Source organism: Haloarcula amylolytica, assembly GCF_049705545.1.
Classification (GTDB): domain Archaea; phylum Halobacteriota; class Halobacteria; order Halobacteriales; family Haloarculaceae; genus Haloarcula; species Haloarcula amylolytica_B.
This window is the reverse complement of the sequence record NZ_JBNAMU010000002.1, coordinates 269,606-286,669: the sequence shown is the minus strand read 5'-3', so window position 1 is coordinate 286,669 and position 17,064 is coordinate 269,606. Positions and strand designations below refer to the sequence as shown.

The 17,064-nt window shown below is 60.8% G+C and carries 17 protein-coding genes; 9 read left to right on the top strand and 8 right to left on the bottom strand.

Translation table 11 applies throughout. From position 1 onward, the window contains the following. Positions 1-63: 63 nt before the first annotated feature. Positions 64-339 carry a hypothetical protein gene (locus tag ACOZ4H_RS17995; RefSeq protein WP_424330639.1) on the top strand — a complete coding sequence of 92 codons (276 nt, stop codon included), beginning with the start codon at positions 64-66 and terminating at the stop codon, positions 337-339. A 173-nt stretch (positions 340-512) separates the two neighbouring features. On the opposite strand, the gene ACOZ4H_RS17990 is transcribed toward ACOZ4H_RS17995, so the two are convergent. Further along, positions 513-1,166, bottom strand: a complete 654-nt coding sequence (locus ACOZ4H_RS17990) for a helix-turn-helix domain-containing protein (RefSeq protein WP_424330638.1) — start codon at positions 1,164-1,166, stop codon at positions 513-515. Positions 1,167-1,575: 409 nt separating this feature from the next. Between ACOZ4H_RS17990 and ACOZ4H_RS17985 the strand changes: the two genes are divergently transcribed. Then, positions 1,576-1,743: a hypothetical protein gene (locus ACOZ4H_RS17985; RefSeq protein ID WP_424330637.1), complete on the top strand. Its 168-nt coding sequence runs from the start codon at positions 1,576-1,578 to the stop codon at positions 1,741-1,743. 53 nt (positions 1,744-1,796) lie between these two features. Here ACOZ4H_RS17985 and ACOZ4H_RS17980 read toward each other — a convergent pair whose 3' ends face one another. Together ACOZ4H_RS17980 and ACOZ4H_RS17975 are read right to left on the bottom strand one after the other, a co-directional pair. Next, positions 1,797-2,897 carry a carbon-nitrogen hydrolase family protein gene (locus ACOZ4H_RS17980; protein WP_424330636.1) on the bottom strand — a complete coding sequence of 367 codons (1,101 nt, stop codon included), beginning with the start codon at positions 2,895-2,897 and terminating at the stop codon, positions 1,797-1,799. A gap of 103 nt (positions 2,898-3,000) precedes the next feature. After that, positions 3,001-4,239, bottom strand: a complete 1,239-nt coding sequence (locus tag ACOZ4H_RS17975; RefSeq protein WP_424330635.1) for an MFS transporter — start codon at positions 4,237-4,239, stop codon at positions 3,001-3,003. A gap of 733 nt (positions 4,240-4,972) precedes the next feature. Here ACOZ4H_RS17975 and ACOZ4H_RS17970 point away from each other — a divergent pair. After that, on the top strand, positions 4,973-5,905 hold the full coding sequence (locus ACOZ4H_RS17970) for a DMT family transporter (protein ID WP_424330634.1): 933 nt from the start codon (positions 4,973-4,975) through the stop codon (positions 5,903-5,905). A 305-nt stretch (positions 5,906-6,210) separates the two neighbouring features. Next, entirely contained in the window at positions 6,211-7,515 is a 1,305-nt protein-coding gene (locus tag ACOZ4H_RS17965; protein ID WP_424330633.1) for a dicarboxylate/amino acid:cation symporter, read from the top strand. 408 nt (positions 7,516-7,923) lie between these two features. Here the strand turns inward: ACOZ4H_RS17965 and epsC are convergent, their stop codons facing one another. Next, positions 7,924-8,787 carry a serine O-acetyltransferase EpsC gene (gene epsC / locus ACOZ4H_RS17960; protein WP_424330632.1) on the bottom strand — a complete coding sequence of 288 codons (864 nt, stop codon included), beginning with the start codon at positions 8,785-8,787 and terminating at the stop codon, positions 7,924-7,926. A gap of 151 nt (positions 8,788-8,938) precedes the next feature. Between epsC and ACOZ4H_RS17955 the strand changes: the two genes are divergently transcribed. Beyond that, positions 8,939-9,139, top strand: a complete 201-nt coding sequence (locus ACOZ4H_RS17955) for a hypothetical protein (protein WP_424330631.1) — start codon at positions 8,939-8,941, stop codon at positions 9,137-9,139. Positions 9,140-9,180: 41 nt separating this feature from the next. Here the strand turns inward: ACOZ4H_RS17955 and ACOZ4H_RS17950 are convergent, their stop codons facing one another. After that, positions 9,181-10,074 (bottom strand): bifunctional methylenetetrahydrofolate dehydrogenase/methenyltetrahydrofolate cyclohydrolase, encoded by an 894-nt coding sequence (locus ACOZ4H_RS17950; protein ID WP_424330630.1) that lies wholly within the window; start codon positions 10,072-10,074, stop codon positions 9,181-9,183. 317 nt (positions 10,075-10,391) lie between these two features. Here ACOZ4H_RS17950 and ACOZ4H_RS17945 point away from each other — a divergent pair, with 317 nt between their 5' ends. Then, entirely contained in the window at positions 10,392-11,903 is a 1,512-nt protein-coding gene (locus ACOZ4H_RS17945) for an anthranilate synthase component I family protein (RefSeq protein WP_424330629.1), read from the top strand. After that, a complete protein-coding gene (locus tag ACOZ4H_RS17940; RefSeq protein ID WP_424330628.1) occupies positions 11,900-12,472 on the top strand; it encodes an anthranilate synthase component II in 573 nt (190 codons plus the stop codon). Before ACOZ4H_RS17945 ends, ACOZ4H_RS17940 begins: the two co-directional genes overlap by 4 nt. Before the next feature lie 17 nt (positions 12,473-12,489). Here the strand turns inward: ACOZ4H_RS17940 and ACOZ4H_RS17935 are convergent, their stop codons facing one another. Both ACOZ4H_RS17935 and ACOZ4H_RS17930 read right to left on the bottom strand, forming a co-directional pair. Then, on the bottom strand, positions 12,490-14,346 hold the full coding sequence (locus tag ACOZ4H_RS17935) for a BCCT family transporter (protein WP_424330627.1): 1,857 nt from the start codon (positions 14,344-14,346) through the stop codon (positions 12,490-12,492). A gap of 101 nt (positions 14,347-14,447) precedes the next feature. Further along, entirely contained in the window at positions 14,448-15,698 is a 1,251-nt protein-coding gene (locus tag ACOZ4H_RS17930) for an NAD-binding protein (RefSeq protein WP_424330626.1), read from the bottom strand. Between the two features lie 172 nt (positions 15,699-15,870). Between ACOZ4H_RS17930 and ACOZ4H_RS17925 the strand changes: the two genes are divergently transcribed. Both ACOZ4H_RS17925 and ACOZ4H_RS17920 read left to right on the top strand, forming a co-directional pair. Beyond that, on the top strand, positions 15,871-16,281 hold the full coding sequence (locus tag ACOZ4H_RS17925; protein WP_424330625.1) for an EamA family transporter: 411 nt from the start codon (positions 15,871-15,873) through the stop codon (positions 16,279-16,281). 90 nt (positions 16,282-16,371) lie between these two features. Beyond that, positions 16,372-16,752, top strand: a complete 381-nt coding sequence (locus ACOZ4H_RS17920; RefSeq protein ID WP_424330624.1) for a Rid family detoxifying hydrolase — start codon at positions 16,372-16,374, stop codon at positions 16,750-16,752. Between the two features lie 21 nt (positions 16,753-16,773). On the opposite strand, the gene ACOZ4H_RS17915 is transcribed toward ACOZ4H_RS17920, so the two are convergent. Then, positions 16,774-17,043 (bottom strand): hypothetical protein, encoded by a 270-nt coding sequence (locus ACOZ4H_RS17915; protein WP_424330623.1) that lies wholly within the window; start codon positions 17,041-17,043, stop codon positions 16,774-16,776. Positions 17,044-17,064 lie beyond the last annotated feature (21 nt).

The window sequence follows — 17,064 nt, the reverse complement described above, 5'->3', positions numbered from 1 at the left end:
AACCAGGAACGCGATAGCACGTCTCGCGCGCGACTTATGGGGTTCAGCCATATTAACTGTCGTATGGACACGATTCACCTGTCGCCCGGTCCCGCCGCTGCTCAGGCGTTTCGCCTGGGCATTGTCGCGAGTGCGGTCGGTGGACTCGGTGGAATTGCGACGTTATACTGGCTAGGCGTCTTGACACCGCTGTTTGCTGGATACGTACTTATCCTCCTGTTTCCCGTGTATCTGGTCTTCGCCGCGACAGCGTTGAGCGTCTGGCTGGGATACAATAAAGACGCGACGTCATTGCGTCCGGTCTACCGCAAAAAGGATTCGAGCGGGCGGTTTGAGTAGCCGATTACGGTTGAGTGTAGGTCATATAGGATCGCTACAGATACTTTTGGAGGATTTGTGCGCATATTAGAGAACTCACTCCCAAAGATAGCATACTCCCACAAAGGTAGGTCTGAAAGCGGATGTATCGAATGGGAGGCCTCTGAGTGCTCTCCGGTGTCGAATCTGCGAAATCACTCCTCTCTGTCAATTATTGTCGCCGCAATGAGGTTCCGCATCCCACGTCGGAGTCGGCCGCTCATCGCTGTCGAGGACAGTCCGATTTCTTCGGCGACTTCGTTCAAGGAGATGTCCCTGGGTTCTCCGAAATAGCCGTTTTCGTACGCGGTTATCAGCGCGGTCCGCTGTTCATCGGTCAACCCGTATGATGACTCACCGCCGGTGTCCGTGTTTCCGTATATTTCGATGATATCGAGCGAGATATCGTTCTCGCTGGCATACTCCCAGATCGTGTTGAGCGCCTCACGGTCGGGGAGCAGGAGTCGGACGAGCCACCCGTTGCCCTTCGTCTCTGTATGGACGAGAAACCCGTTGACATCGGTAACGACAGAGCTGATCAGTTTGGTCTCGGGAGTGTGCTCGATGTAGTATATGCCAGTCTGTTCGGTCCAGTCGACAAGTTCGTAGCTTTGGACCGTCGGGTCGGTATCGAGCATCTCTTCGAGTCGCTCTCTGTCGTGATACTCGACGAGAAACGGGAACACAGTCGACCCCGGATCGGTGTTCCCCTGCGTGATGACACGGATTGTTATGTCTTCGAGGTTCTGTAAGGTTGGAACCAGAGCGAGGCGTTCGTGTTCGATATGTATCTTAGTCGTTATTGACATTTTGTGGTACAGAGGCCGCTATCGAAGCGTCAAAGACGAATACCAGTTCGACAACTGAGCGCCATGATATGTGAACTGCTGTATATACGCGGGGTAACCACGTGAATGTTTACATGCACAGGTGCACACACGAGGGCAAAAATAAAAAACTGACTGCCGTCCCAAATAGCCCCTATTGCTACAGGGAGACTATATTTTCACCAATGAGAACAGTTCTACGGATACAGTCAAAGCGCCCAAGAAACGGGAAACAACTCAGAAAGAGTGTGTCATCTATGTATCCAATCCGGCGAGTAGAACACGTATCTATCGGAATCTGTATTAACAATCATTTATAATTGTCCGTAATAAACACCCGTAATTATCCCCCAATGAGCTTAGAAGGCTATACCCAGTATACTATATTGATATGAGTAAAACACAAAACCACTCCACCGAGGACAACAAGTTCGCAAACGACGATTTCTATCTGCCGGCAGTCGCGCTGCCACCGAACTTCGGTCGCATCGAGGCGGCTGTTTCCGACCTCTTCGACTTCCACGGTGTCGTGCTGATTCCGGACAGCTACAACAAGTAATTCAGCCGCGCGGCGTTGTATAGTTACTTTGAAATCTATCTAACCATTCGCGGTTAGTCTGTTAGTTTGTCGGCGACCGCTTCGACAGCCTCGACGGGAACGTCATGTTCGTCGGCCACCTCTTGTGCATGTGCTGCCGAGAGTGAACCGTTTGCAGCGACTGTCTCCTCACTGTGTTCTCGAGGCTGTGACGGCGCCAACGTCGCGTCGCTGATGGACAGGTTCACTGCGTCCCAGCGGGTGTAGTGACCCATCGCATCGAAGTACGCCTTTGTCGCCCGGCGTTCGTCGTCCCGGAACTCGGCGGTCAGGAGCCCCTCCTCACCGACCAGCGGACCGGCTTTGACGATCCCCGCCGGGTTGATGAGCATACTTCCGCCCGCGGCGACGTTGAACCCGAGTTCGTCCTCCGAGAAGCCGTCTGGAACAGCGTCGCTCATGTACGCTGAGCACGCAGCGACGAACGACTGGGTTTCGAAGGCGTACTCCCGCATGGCGGGATAGATATCACAGGTATCCACGGCTTCGCTTGACTCGGCTCGGGTCTTGTCCCCCGGATGACCGTGCTGTTCCCAGAAGCCGGGCCAGACGGCGGCGTGTATCTCCTCGCCCATTGCGGTCAGCGCCGCTTTCGAGAGCGTCATGTGGTTCTCGTAGCAGATGAGACCGCCGAGCCGACCGACATCCGTCTCGTACGTGGCCAGGCTCGACGGGTCACCCCGACCCCAGATGGCCCGCTCCTCGTGGGTCGGCATCAGCTTCCGGTGGCGCCCCATCAGTTCCCCGGTACTGTCGAAGTAAAACAACGAATTGTAGAGCGTCTCGCTCCCCTGACGATCACTGATTTCGTTCGTGCCCAGCACGAGCGTGAGATCCGCTTCCGCGACAGTCTCACCCAGTATCTCGATAGCCTCGTCGTCGACGTGGAGACTGTTCTTCTGGAGGTCCACCATCAGGTCAGTCCATCTGGAGATAGAGACGCTGCCACGCCAGTATGGGTACCCCGGAAAGTACGTCTCGGGGAACACGACGATATCTGCACCGTCCCGGCCGGCCCGCTCGATATACCGGCATGTCTTGTCCAGGGTTTCCTCCTTGTCGTGGTAGACGGGCTCGACCTGCGCGGCCGCGAGTGTGAACGATTCGGCTGGCATTCGTTCGCAATATACAGACCATCATCAAATCAGTTTGTCCGAAGACGGTGCGAATCTGGGCTCAGCATTCCGTCGCCATAGTCTGAACTGCGTCCGTACTACCCTACTGGCGTCCCGGTTCTGGGGCCTGCCAGGCGACGATGATACCGGCGACAGCAACCGTGCCAGCCAATACAAACGCCGGCTCGAATCCGGCCCTGTTCACCACAACTCCGCCGGCAATCGGCGCAAGAAACGCCCCCGCTAATCCGATACTGGTCTGGAACGCGACCGCCGTTGCAGCGACGTGCGGGTCAACGACTTCCCGAACGTACGTGAACGAGAGACCAAGTGTTAGTTGGACGGCAAACCCGGTCAGCAAGAGGACGGCAACAAGCAGTGGCAGCGAGCGAAACTGCGTAAACCCGAGGAGAAGCGGCGCAGCAAGGCCGAAGGACGACAACACGACCGGTCGCCGTCTGCCGTTGAAGACCCGGTCCGAGATGAGCCCGCCGCTGATTCGAGAGACCACACCAACGGCGGGGAACACGGCAACGACGAGTCCGCTCACGGCCAGGGAGAAGTCCAGTCCTTGCGTGAGGTACGACGAGCCCCAGCTATTCACGAACAGGTACAGCGCGTAGCCGAGGAAGCCGAGGACACCGACGAGCCAGACGTTCCGGCTCCGGAGCACTGCCCCGAATTCCTGCAGGGACGGGGCATCGCCGCGGCTCCCGCCGTGCCCGCGACTCGCCGGCCAGAAGACGACCAATCCCGCGAGGGCGGGGCCAATGAATGCCAGAAAGACAGCCGGCCAGCCGAACCGCTGGGCGATGAGCGGCCCCGTTCCCTGTCCGAGTGCGAAGCCGACCGGCCCGCTGGCGGTGAAGATGCCGACTGCTGTCGCGCGGTGAGAGCCGTCGACGGCCCGGCTCACCATATCGATACCGGCGTTCCAGACGATGACATACGCAGCTCCGCCCAGTGCACGCGACGCGAGGATTGATTGGTACTGGCCACGCCGACCGGCTAGCCAGCCCCACGTCCCGGCGATGACTAACGTGCCCACCGCAAGTGCCATCGCGGTCCTCGAATCGGTCCGGTCCAGCACAGCACCGACAGGGAGACTGACGACGACAGCGGTGCCGAACATGACCCCGACCAGGAGGCCGGCGGCTGTAGGCCCGACCTGTAGTGACTCCTGAATGAGTGGTGTCACGCTTGCAGGGACGATCTCGTAGGCAGCCAGTCCCAACGAGATGAGGCTTGCACCCGCTACAAGCCACCACGTCGAATCGGCTTTTCGGACGACCGACTCGGCGGCCGCATCTGATACATCCGGATCGGTAGCCTGAGGCGTCATTCGGTGAGAGCGGACTGTTCGTGTGTGGATCGCGATCTCTGCCATCGGTAGCCGGGAATCCCGGGCCCGCTCAGTCCGAAAGCCCGGTTACTTGTGAGCAGTCCAGTTTGAACGTGAAGAGGGCCGTTGAGCGAAAGGGGGAGGTAGCGGTGTCTCACTACTGTGGAGTGTAATAGTAGATCGTATTGAAACCATGGGACCTGAGCCGGGTAGTGCTATCCAGCGGTCGTGGATTGCGGCGTATTGACTGAGAGGACCAGCGATCCCCCAGATGCCGATTATAAACTGATCAATCGATAGTTCTCGAACACTCGGCACTCGAGCGGAGATATGAAGTGGGATATTTGGTATATATCTCTGCTCTAGGATTCCTATACAAATAACTGTATTATTTAACTTCATATTTGGGTATTGTCTGGCAAGTATCCGATATATGGATTCATAAACCCAAATATAATATTTAAATACTGCACTTGCGAGTAGCTATTCAGGCCTGTCAGGATACGCGAGTTCTATCGGGAGTGAGCAGACTGCCCCCTCTGAAATCTGATGTAACTCAGTTATGCACCGTCCCGTATCCCAGGATCATAGTGAGGTGGCTTATGAAAGAATTAGCAGTGGGTGTCCGCACCGCCAACACTGCGTCAAGTATACTGGAGCAGTGGCACACCAGCCGGCAATGTGCGACGCGCTTCGACGGCGCTTTTACCGTCGGGTGGTGACCGGCAACTGAATGAGTCGCTATCGAACGACCGGTTGCTTTCTCCTGTTGGCTGCAATCTGGGGCACCGCATTCATGGCGACAGATGTCGGCCTCGCCGACCTGCCGCCAGTACCGTTTGCCGCCGCGCGCTTCGATATCGCCACCGTTCTCCTGTTCGCCGCGTTGGCCGTCACAGATTCGCTGGAGCGGCCACAGACTCGTGATGACTACGTGTACGTCACCGTGGGCGGTGCGCTCATGATCGGGGCCCATCACGCGTTCCTGTTCGCCGGACAACAGTACGTTACCGGGGCCGTCGCCGCCGTCCTACTCGGTCTCGTTCCCGTCGTCACACCCGCGCTGACGAGGCTGGCGTCCAGCGACGACAGGTTCACCGCGAACACTGCTGTCGGCGTCGTACTCGGCTTTGCCGGCGTCGTCGTTATCGCCGACCCTGACCCGGCGAACCTGCTCGCCAGTACCATCGGCATCGCGCTCGTGTTCGCGGCGGCACTGGCGTTTGCCATCCCAGCCGTCATCACGCACGACACCAGCCCGTCGATGTCGTTTCTCGCCACACAGGCGTGGTTGATGGCTATCGGGGCCGTCGTCCTCCACGTCGCCGTACTCGCGCTCCCCGGACAGTCGTTTGCGGACGCATCGTGGACGCTGTCCGCGCTTGCGGCGATGATGTACTTATCGGCTGTCGCCGGTATCGGTGGTTTCCTGCTGTACTTCCGGCTACTTGACGAGTTAGGTCCCATCGAGATGAGTTTCATCGAGTACGTCATCCCCTTGTTCGCGGCACTTGCCGGCTGGCTCGTTCTCGGGCAACCGGTCACGCTCGCCACCATCGGTGGGTTCGCATGCATCCTCATGGGGTTCATCGCAGCGAAGTGGACGACGTTGCGAGCAGAACTGCGTCGGGTCGTCGAGCCGAAAACCAGTCCACCGGCCGACTGACCACCAACAGGGAGAACAGGCCGTCACTGAATCTCGTGCCACCCTGTCGGTCTACGAAAACCGACAGTCAAGTATAAACGGCAAGAATGACCGGCACACAGGAGTGACAGGGCCCTCGCCCTTCTAAAAACAAGCAAATTGTAGCCGCTATTTTGCCTCCTTTTCAGAGAATCCGCGGCAGCGCTTTCTGTTCACCGACAAACCCGTCTGGAACCGGAATCTTGTAAAAGACAGCCGCATCATAGCTGCTTGCACATACTGGCGGGGCTGAGGGATTTTTATAAGACTACCCGTTGCCGTGTAATATGATACAACCCATTCGGACTCTGTGGAGCCGGTATCGATCTATCCCACTCATTTGGCGTATCTTTGTCGCCTTCATACTGGGAGCAGGTGCCGGTATAGCGTTCGGGGAACAGATGGCTGTCGTCAAACCGGTAGGCGACCTCTTTCTTCGACTGCTCAACATGCTGGTCATCCCCATCATCGTCTTCACACTGTTGACCGGCATTCGGCAGCTCTCGCCCGCGAAATTGGGGAAGATCGGCGGTGCGACAGTCGGTCTCTACGCCCTGACAACGACCATAGCAGGTATCATCGGCCTCGCGGTTGCGAACGTGCTTCAGCCGGGCAGTGGGCTCGAATTCGGCGGCGGTGAAGCACAATCGAAAGCACCGCCGTCGTTGCTGGATGTCGTTCTCGGTATCGTGCCGAACAATCCCATTGCGGCGCTTGCAGAGGGGAACCTGCTGGCGACGGTTTTCTTCGTCATCGTATTCGGAATCGCGCTGACGTACGTCCGCTCCCAGCAAGACGCGCTCGCGGATAGCGTCGATTCGGTGTTCGAGGCCTTCGAGGTGGGTGCTGAAGCGATGTTCGTCATCGTTCGAGGAGTTCTGGAATTCGGTGTGCTCGGCGTGTTCGCGTTGATGGCGTCCGGAATCGGCACCGAAGGCATCGGCCTGTTCTCCTCGCTGGGCGAGCTCGTGTTGGCAGTCACTGTCGCAATCGTTATCCACATCGGCTTCACCTATCTCGTTCTCTTGATGGGCGTGGTTGCCGACGTCTCGCCGATTGCGTTCCTCAGCGGGGCGAAGGACGCGATGGTGACCGCGTTCGCGACTCGGTCGTCAAGCGGGACGCTCCCTGTCACAATGCGCAATGCGGACGAAGACCTGCAAATCGCCGAACGGGTGTATTCGTTCACGCTCCCAGTCGGTGCAACGGCGAACATGGATGGGGCCGCCATCCGGCAGGCGGTCACCGTGATGTTCGCCGCGAACGTCGTCGGACAGCCACTGGTGCTTACTGAACAGGTCTTCGTCTTGATTGTGGCCGTCCTCATCAGTATCGGAACCGCTGGTGTTCCGGGAGCGGGTATCGTCATGCTCACTGTAATTCTCACACAGGTCGGCCTCCCGCTGGAGGTCGTCGGGTTCGTCGCTGGGGTTGACCCCATCCTCGGGCGGATTGCGACGATGAACAACGTCACCGGCGACCTCGCGGTTTCAACCGTCGTCGGGAAGTGGAACGACGGGCTCGACCTGGATGAGGGCGTTTGGTCGCGGAACCTGAGCGGAGCCGCCGAGTTCGTTCCCGGTGACGATTAGGGGATATTGACCGCCCCTCTCAGAAGACGGCAAGTATACCAACGCTTGTCCGAACGTGTCCGCCGTTGTTGACACAACTGAGTTGTCAGCTCTGACAATTGTCGCGCGCCCCCTCAATATTCCCGACACCGCGTCAAAGTCGGGAAATACGGCGCGCAAGCCGCAGACGCTAATGCTGGTACAGTTGTTATTTTAACGTATAGGTATGACAACACGTTTCGTAGCTGGACCGCGACCAGTCCGCACAAAGTGGAGCCGCCAACCCCGCTGTGTCAAGACCACTGTGGCACGGCAAAGTGGACGGGTGCATGGGCGTTCTCCGGTCCGGGGACACCAGCCGGAAAACATTCTCAGACCAATAGTTAGTATCGACCAGGTCCCAGAGATCGAGCGGTAACAGGCCCGATCTCACTTGGTTCGTTTCCGCTCCTGAGTCGGGTGGTCTGTGACGTACACTTTCGTCTCGTCCGGAATGTCGTCGGTGACCCAGGAGTTCGCCCCGATGCTGACGTGGTCGCCGACGGTGATAGCGCCCAGAACTTTCGTGCCCGCGCCGATGACGACGTGGTCGCCGATATCCGGGTGCCGTTTGTATCCCTTTTTCAACCTGTGTTCGTCGCTCTCGTCGGCCTCAAAGTGGAGCGCCCCGAGCGTCACGTCCTGGTAGAGACGGACCCACTCCCCGACGGTCGTGGTTTCACCGATGACGACACCGGTTCCGTGGTCGATGAAGAAGTAGTCGCCGATTTCAGCGCCGGGGTGGATGTCGATACCGGTCTCAGTCTTGGCGTATTCGGTGAGTTCGCGAGCGTACTCGGAGGCCCCAGCCTCGTAGAGTGTGTGTGCGACCCGCTGTACGAGTATCGCCATGAACCCCGGATAGGACCGGATTATCTCCATGTATGTTTTTGCCGCCGGATCGCCTTTGAACGCGGCCTCGACGTCTTTTTTGAGTCGCGCGCGAACCGCTGGGAGCTGATCGATGACGGCGTCGACTGTCTCGGCGGGGTCAGACCCGGAGTACGGTCTGATACCGGCAAAGAAGAGGCCACCAAGGGTGTCGAGACGGTCCAGCACGGCGAGTTCGTCCCGGACCAGTTCAGCGGCGTTCCAGCAGGTCGGGAAGAACAGTCGCTTGAGGATGTCGACTTCCGGCCTTCGGTGTTCCCGCCGCGGAAACTCCATCTGTGTCTGTGTGGGAAACGGCTCTTCGTCGGCCTGGTATGCCTCGAACAGTTTCTCGTGTGTGTCGCCCGTGTAACAGTAGTCCATATCGGATGGTTGGCCTGAACCACCTTAGTTTTGAAACAACAGCTGTCTTTTTCGCTATATGTTGTGTTCTCGCTGGCGCAGTAGAATGGGAAACCGACAGAACCGAACGCCGAGAGGTAGTTATTTGATACTGGCTTGTCATCGAGTCTGTATGAACGGCGAGTGCTACTTCTGTCACGGCATCGTCTCCGCACCCGAAGAGGGCCATATCTGGCTGCGTGAGCACGACAGCCACGAGGTGTACATGCACGAACAGTGCGCCAGCGGTCACAACGTCATCGAAGGGGGGCAGGACCCGGCCGGCGAACTCCTGATCACGTGCCCGGAATGCGGCGAAGTTGAAACCGTATAGCAGCCCACGCAGGTACCCGGCGGACTGCCAGCGCCCCTATCCTACGGGAGCGAAATATCGACGCCGGACTGCAGGCTGGCGGCTTTCACGGTGTTGTACATCAGCATCGCGATGGTGAGCGGGCCGACGCCGCCCGGGACCGGCGTGATGGCGTCCGCCTTCGCTTTCGCGCTCTCGAAGTCCACGTCCCCGACGAGTTCGTACCCCTTGTCCGTGTCAGCATCGACCCGGTTGATACCCACGTCGATGACTGTGGTGCCGTCCGAGAGCATTGATCCGTCTATCATCTCCGGAACCCCGGCGGCAGCGATCACGATGTCGGCGTTGCGAGTCTTGGCGGCCAGGTCGTCAGTTCGGGAGTGACACACAGTTGTCGTCGCGTTTCCGCCCGGCCCGTACTGAATGAGCAGGTTCGCCATCGGCTTGCCGACGATGTCCGAGCGACCGACGACGACAGCGTCTTTCCCCTCCGTTTCCACACCAGTTTCGGCCAGTATTTTCTGTATTCCGTGGGGCGTGCAGGGCTTGTATCGCGCGTTCCCTGCGACGAGTCGGCCGACGTTTTCGGGATGGAACCCGTCGACGTCTTTCATCGGATCGATCCGCTCCAATACGTCGCGCTTGGGAACGTGGTCGGGGACCGGCATCTGGACGAGGATTCCGTGGACGGCCGGGTCCGCGTTCAGCTCGTCGATGGTCGAAAACAGTGCCTCAGCCGGTTCGTCCGCGCTGATCTCGTGATGGAACCCCTCGATGCCGATTTCATCACAGGCCTGCTGTTTCATCGAAACGTACGTTTCACTCGCGCCGTCGTCGCTCATCAACACTGTCGCCAGCCCTGGTGTGACACCCTCGCTGACGAGTGTGTCCGTACACGCCGCGACGCCCTCTGTGATCTGGTCGCCGATTTCGTTGCCGTCGATTATTGTAGTCATTATTGCTGTGTTCGCTATCGGCCCGGGAGTCCCCGGTCAGGCGTCCAGAGTGGGAACCGCTGCTGGACGGTCGGCTGTCGGGGCTGGGCAAGCGTTCGATACTCGTCTCAACCCCCGCCGGAATAGTCGGCGATGGGGAATAATCCAGCCTTTGAAGTGACATCGGCTATTCGTCCAGCGTGCAACCACAAGCGGTCGACAATTCGACAGTATTTCGGGTAAAGGGGCGAGGTACCGAAGGTTTTTGTCCGAACCCGTGGTTGGTCTACACAACCATACCGGGAGGCATCGCCCTCTCATCCGGGAGCAACTGCACTATGACTGATATCCGGTTCAGCACCGACAGAGAATCGTTCATCGAAACTGCGAGGATGGCAGCGGACGGCGCTCGCGTGCCGGTCGAAGCGCGCGTCACAGTCCCTGACCCGTTTGAGGCGTATCGCCGCGCCCGGGACGGGAACACAGACGGCTTCTACCTCGAGACGACCGGCGGGCAGTCCGGCTGGGGGTACTTCGGCGTCGATCCGGTCGAGCAAATCGAAGTCTCTGCGAGCGCGACGCCCGCACAGGACGGCGGGAGTCCGAGTATCGAGACCATCGACGAGCTCCTCGACCGCGAACAGCTAAAGCGCGGCGACTGTACGGTTCCGTACCCGTGTGGCGCGTTCGGCTGGCTATCGTACGACGTGGCGCGGGAGCTGGAGGATATCCCGGAGACGACTGTCTCGGACGGCCTCCCACGGCTCCAGTTGGGCGTGTTCGACTGCGTCGCCGCGTGGGAGGAGCCACACGACGGGGCGGTCGAACTACACGTGACGGCCTGTCCAGTGATCGATGGATCACCTGAAGCGGCATACGACCGCGGCCGTGAGAAGGCCCGCGAACTGGCACAGGACGCTGTCCACGGTGAGACACACGTCCAGGCCCAGCCGACTGCTACGAGCCAGGCCACGTTCGAGAGCGAGTGCGGCGAGGCGGCGTTTGCCGACCGCGTCAAGCAGATAAAGCAGTACGTCAGGGACGGCGACACGTTCCAGACGAACGTGTCACACCGGCTGACCGCCCCGGCGGCGGTCCACCCGGTCGACACCTTCGACGCCGTCCGCCGGGTGAACCCGGCCCCGTATTCGGCCCTGCTTGAGTTCCCCGGCGTCGACCTCGTCAGCGCCAGCCCGGAGCTGTTGCTGGACGTCGATGGCGACCAGTTGCTCACGGAGCCGATTGCCGGGACGCGCCCGCGAGGCGCGACGCCGGCAGCGGACGAAGATCTAGAAGAAGACCTCTGCAACGACGAGAAGGAGCGGGCCGAACACGCGATGTTGGTCGACCTCGAACGCAACGACCTCGGCAAGGTCAGCGAGTACGGCTCCGTCGATGTCGCCGAGTACCGCCGCGTCGACCGGTATTCCGAGGTGATGCACCTCGTCTCTCTCATCGAAGGGGAACTGCGCGACGATGTGAGCATCGCTGACGCGGTCGCAGCGGTGTTCCCCGGCGGAACCATCACCGGCGCACCGAAACCGCGGACGATGGAGATCATCGACGAGGTGGAGACGACGCGCCGGGGCCCCTACACCGGCAGTATCGGGATGTTCGGCTTCGACGACCGGGCGACGCTGAACATCACCATCAGGACGCTGGTCCGCTACGACGGCGAGTACCGGCTCCGCGTCGGGAGCGGCATCGTGCACGACTCCGTCCCGGAAGCGGAGTATCAGGAGACGCTAGACAAGGCGCGGGCGCTCGTCACCGCCGTTGACGAGGCGCTTGGCGAACAGGGGTCGTTCGCAGTCGAATCCGGGAGCGAACCGATGGAGGGGATGCGATGATACTCATCATCGACAACTACGACTCCTTCGCCTACAACCTGGTCCAGTACGTCGGCGAGTTCGACGATGTCACTGTCCGCCGAAACGACGCTATCGACGTGGACGGCATCCGCGAACTCGACCCGGACGGCATCGTCGTCTCACCGGGCCCCGGGACGCCGGCCGACGCCGGCGTGTCCATCGACGTTTTCGCCGAGACGGAGTACCCGGCGCTCGGCGTCTGTCTGGGCCACCAGGCGCTCTGTGCGGCCCACGGAACTCCCGTCGGCCATGCACCGGACGTGGTCCATGGGAAACCCTCGGAAGTCCGCCACGACGGGACACAGCTGTACGATGGCATCGACGACCCGTTCGAGGTCGGGCGGTATCACTCGCTGGCCGTCGAGGCGGCAGCGCTCCCGGACGAGCTGGAAGAGACGGCACACACGAACGACGAGCAAGGCATCGTGATGGGCGTCCAGCACGCCGAGAAACCACACATCGGCGTCCAGTTCCACCCGGAAAGTATCCTCACCGACGCCGGGAAACAACTGGTCGAGAACTTCTGTACCGGAATCGCTGAGGCCTGAAACAGCGACCGCGCAGTCTATTTCTTTTCTGGTGGGTCCACGTCGTGATGCGTCTGAATGTCCGGCAGTTTCCTGACCGCACGTCTGACGAGGGATGTGTGGTCCTGTTCGTCCCGATACCATGTCACGGTCAGCCCACCGACCGCCACGAGCGATATCACGGCGAACGGGCCGCCAGCCAGGACTGCCAGGGCCTGTAACGTCTCAGCGCCCCCGAGAAGCAACACCGAGACGGCGACTGCACCCTGGAAAACACCCCAGAAGACGATATGCGTCGCCGACGGTGCCATCCCCCGTCGCGTCGCCAGCACTGAAACGACGAGCGTCGAGGTGTCCGCCGACGTGGCCATGAACACGATGATGAGCGCGAGGAACAGGAACATAAGGAGTTGTCCCAGTGGCAACGATGCGAACAGCGGGAACCCGGCGACGGCCTCCGAACCACCGCGTTGTGCGATAGCGGCGAGGATATCGGCCCGCCCCGTCTGCTGGATGAACAGCGACGTGCCGCCGAGTAGCAGGAACCAGACCATCGTCGCCGCCGAGGTCGCGACGACGCCCGTGAACACGACGGTCCTGACCCGCCGGCCGCGGGAGAGGGCGGCGATGAACAGCCCCGCGAAGGGAGCCCAGGAGAACCACCACGACCAGTTCCAGACGGTCCACTCCGCGACCCACTGCCCGCCCGTGTGGAGGCTCAACGGCACGAACTCCACCACGTAGGTCCCGAGTGCCTGCGTCCCGCGCTGGAGGATGAACGACCGCGGACCGACGGCAACGATGAGGAGTGCGAACAGTCCGAACAGGACGACGTTGAGACCGGCGATGCGACGGATGCCGCGGTGAATCCCGGTCGCGCTGGAGACCACGAATATCAGCGTCAATCCGCCGACGAACAGGACCGGTCCGACTTCACCGGCCGCCACGTCCCACTGGTAATTGATACCGGCGAGGAACTGCTCGCTCACCAGTGCGACCGAGGTGGCGATACCGCCGATAGTGGCGAAGACGGCCAGCGTGTCGACTAGTTTGGCCCACACCGAATCCAGCCCGTCAACGCCGAGAATCGGTGCCAGCACTGTCGAGACCCGGAGCGGAGCGCCTCGCGTAAACGCGAAGTACGCTATCGGGACGCCGATGACGGCGTAGGCGCTCCAGGCCGAGACGCCCCAGTGGAAAAGGGTGTACACCAGCGCGCCGTTGATAGCGTCCGGCGATCCGGCAGCAGCCCCGATGTACGGCGGCGGCTGATCGTAGTGAAACAGAGCCTCAGTGGGCCCCCAGAACACCAGCCCGGCCGCGATGCCGGCGGTGAACACGAGCGTGAAATACGTCGGATAGGTGTAGCTGGGCTCCGTCTCGGGACCGCCCAGCTTGATGTCGCCCCAGGGCCCCACCAGCAAGAACAGGCAGTAACAGACGGAAAGGAAGACGGCGGCGAGAAACAGCGGCCCACCACCGCGCAGCACCGTGGCCGCTGCCGCGTCAACGGCATTGGTCGTCCGTGTCGGATATGCCGCCTGGAGCCCGAAGAACCCGGCGAACACGAGTACCGGGAACGTGAGGATCGCTGGCTCGTGCTGTGTGAGGAACTCGCGGACGGCCCTGCGGACATCGGTCCGGCGGACGCGAAGGAAGACATCGGCCGCAGCCGGCGCGGTGTTGTCTTCGGAGTACGGAAGCAGCGCGATGTAACACAGTCCCGAACTGAAAAACACGAGGGCGATAGTCAGCCACGCCGGGCCGGTGACGGCTTCGCCGACGAGTGTGGGAAAAAAGAACCCCGCGAGTACGAGCGCCCCGGACGCGGCAAACAGTGGAACCAGTAGCTGGCCGACGATCTCCGCAATGCCACTGGCGTCCGAGGTGGCCATACCTCGATGTTCAGTATCGAATACATATATTACTATCCCAGAGCGCGCTTCAAACAGGGGACAGAGGGTCTCGATACCGTCGGTGACAGGCTTCCGGACGTTTACTCGGGGGCGTCGGCTTCGGGTCCGTCGCCGTCCGTCTCGATTCCGTCCAGCAGTGCTTCGCTCGACCCGCGGCCCAGCACCGACTGGCCCAGGAGTCGCCCGCCGATAGAGCGGGGATTGATAACTTCGTCCGCCCCGACAGCGCGGAACTTTTCGACGTGTTTCTCGGCGGTCGCCGCCGCGACTGTTCTGATGTCCGGATTGACGTTTTTTGTTGCGATGACCGCGAGCACGTCGCGTGCGTCGTCGTTACTCCCCACCACAACGCCACTCGCAGTCCCGACGCGTGCATCCCGGAGAACGTCCTCGTCGGTTGGGTCGCCGGTGAGCAGGTTCACGTCCTCGCTCTGCAGCGACGCGACGGTTTCCTCGTCGGGCGTGACGACGACGACCTCCGTCTCGTCGCCCAGTTCCTCGAGCAGCGATGCCGTAACGTCTCCGTACCCCAGAACCACGACGTGGTCCTCGAGAAGTGTGAGTTCTGATGCTGTCATGACTCCGAACGCTGTCGCCATTCTGGATTCGATAGCCGGCCCGATGAGCGCGCCCACGGCGACGGTGAACGCACCGGTCCCGAACAGGATGATCGAGAGCGAAAACCACCGTGCTTCCGCCGTCATAGGTGTGATATCGCCGTAGCCAACCGTCGCGATGGTGACGACGACGTAGTAGACGGCATCGCCCCAGCTGTCGAGTTCGAGGAACTGGCCCCGCAGTCCGTAAGCACCCACGGTCCCGTAGAGAATGACCCCGAAGATCGCCGACAGCGACGCAATCTGAATCGGTGAGAGGTCCAGAGACTGGTCGAACCGGTGGCGGTTCCGGACCAGCAGCGGGTACGTGACGAGCGTCATCACCAGCAGAGGGATGTCCGTGGGCTGAAACGTGGCAAGCGGCAGCAGTACCAGGCCCAGAAGCACGACAGCCGCCACGCGCCAGGCCAGTCGTTTACGCCGCTGGAGCCCGACTGTCACGATGCCGAGGACGAACGCAAACAACACACCGCCGAACCGGACGAAGGGTAACGGAAGGCCGACGACGGCGCTCAGCGGACCATCGAGAGCCAGCGACGCCTGGCTGAGATTCGAAAGTCCGGTCACGAACGCCAGGAGCGCGACCGCGCCGGTCAGGACAACTGTCGGCTTCGCCCCGGAGAACTCGCCCCATTCGACGAACGGAATCCTGTCGGCCGGATAGAACACGTCCTCCAGTGTCCGGTCTGACGAGTCTTCCGGGACGTTAGCCATTGCCACACTGTTGTCGGAGTCGGCATAAAAAACACGCGGCGAGTGGACACCGAACTGAAGAGAGCGGGCCGCGTACACTCTGCGTGATGCGTCGATTGCACGAGCATAGATGTCGCTGTTCGCCCGGAGAACTCATTGGTAACTGGAGCCGGTTCATACGGGGGCTAGGCAGATGAACGCCGCCGTCCTGTTCGGACTGGGGACGATGATAGCCTGGGGGTTCTGGATAGCGTTCGGCAACATCGCGTCGAGTACGATGGACCCAGAAACCGCAGCGTTCGTGTCGTATGCGGCCGCGACGGTCGTGACCGGCATGTACGTCGCTGTCTCCGACGCGTCGCTCGTTGTCACGAACAGAGGCCTGCTGTTCGCGGGCGCGGCCGGTGTCGCGGCAGCAGTCGGCGTGGTTTCAACGTTCGTCGGCGTAACCGTCGGATCGACAGCAGTGGTCTCCACCATCGGCGGGATGTACTTCATCACTGCTGCGGTCATCGGCGTCATCGCCTTCGGGGAGTCGATGACAGTGACGAAAGCCGCCGGTATCGGGCTGGCGCTGACCGCGATTGTCGTCATCAATCAGTGACTGGACACAACTGGTAAGCTCCCGAGAACGTTGTGCGAGTGCGACCCGACACGGGCGGGATTTATGCAACGAGGCCAGGTAGGGCTGCGTATGAAGCGCGTAATCAGCACCGACGAGGCACCGGCCGCGGTCGGCGCGTACAGTCAGGCAACGACGAACGGCGACCTCCTCATCACCGCCGGACAGCTCCCGCTAACGACAGACGGCGAACTGCTCGACGACGAGCCAGTCGCCGACCAGACGCGGCAGTGTCTCCGCAACGTCGAGGCGATTCTGGAGTCGGATGGGCTCTCCCTCGATGACGTGCTCAAGACAACCGTCTATCTCGACGACATCGACGACTTCGACGCGTTCAACGAGGCCTACAGCGAGTTCTTCGACTCGGAACCGCCGGCGCGGAGCGCCGTCGGCGTGGGTGCGGTCCCGAAAGGTGCAGCGGTCGAGATCGAAGCTATCGCGACCACCGACTAACGAGCGCTGCCGGTCCGGATGTTACCGTAGCTCCATCCCCTCGGCGCGCTCCGCGGCGAGGTCTGTGAGTTCGTCGACGCTACTGTCCGAGCGGTCCGCGAGGACGCGAAGCAACATCCCGAGCTGTATCGCCGCTGCCTCGCGGAGCTCGGCCGCCTCCTCGGTGTCGTTACCGAAATAGTACTCGTGACGGCCGTCCTCGTGGATGATACCGGTATACACCGAGCGCAGGTCGGCCTCGGTTATCGCGGCTGACGCCTCCGTTTTGACCTCCTCGAATCGTGGGTTCATCGTTTCGAGTGGATCAACGTC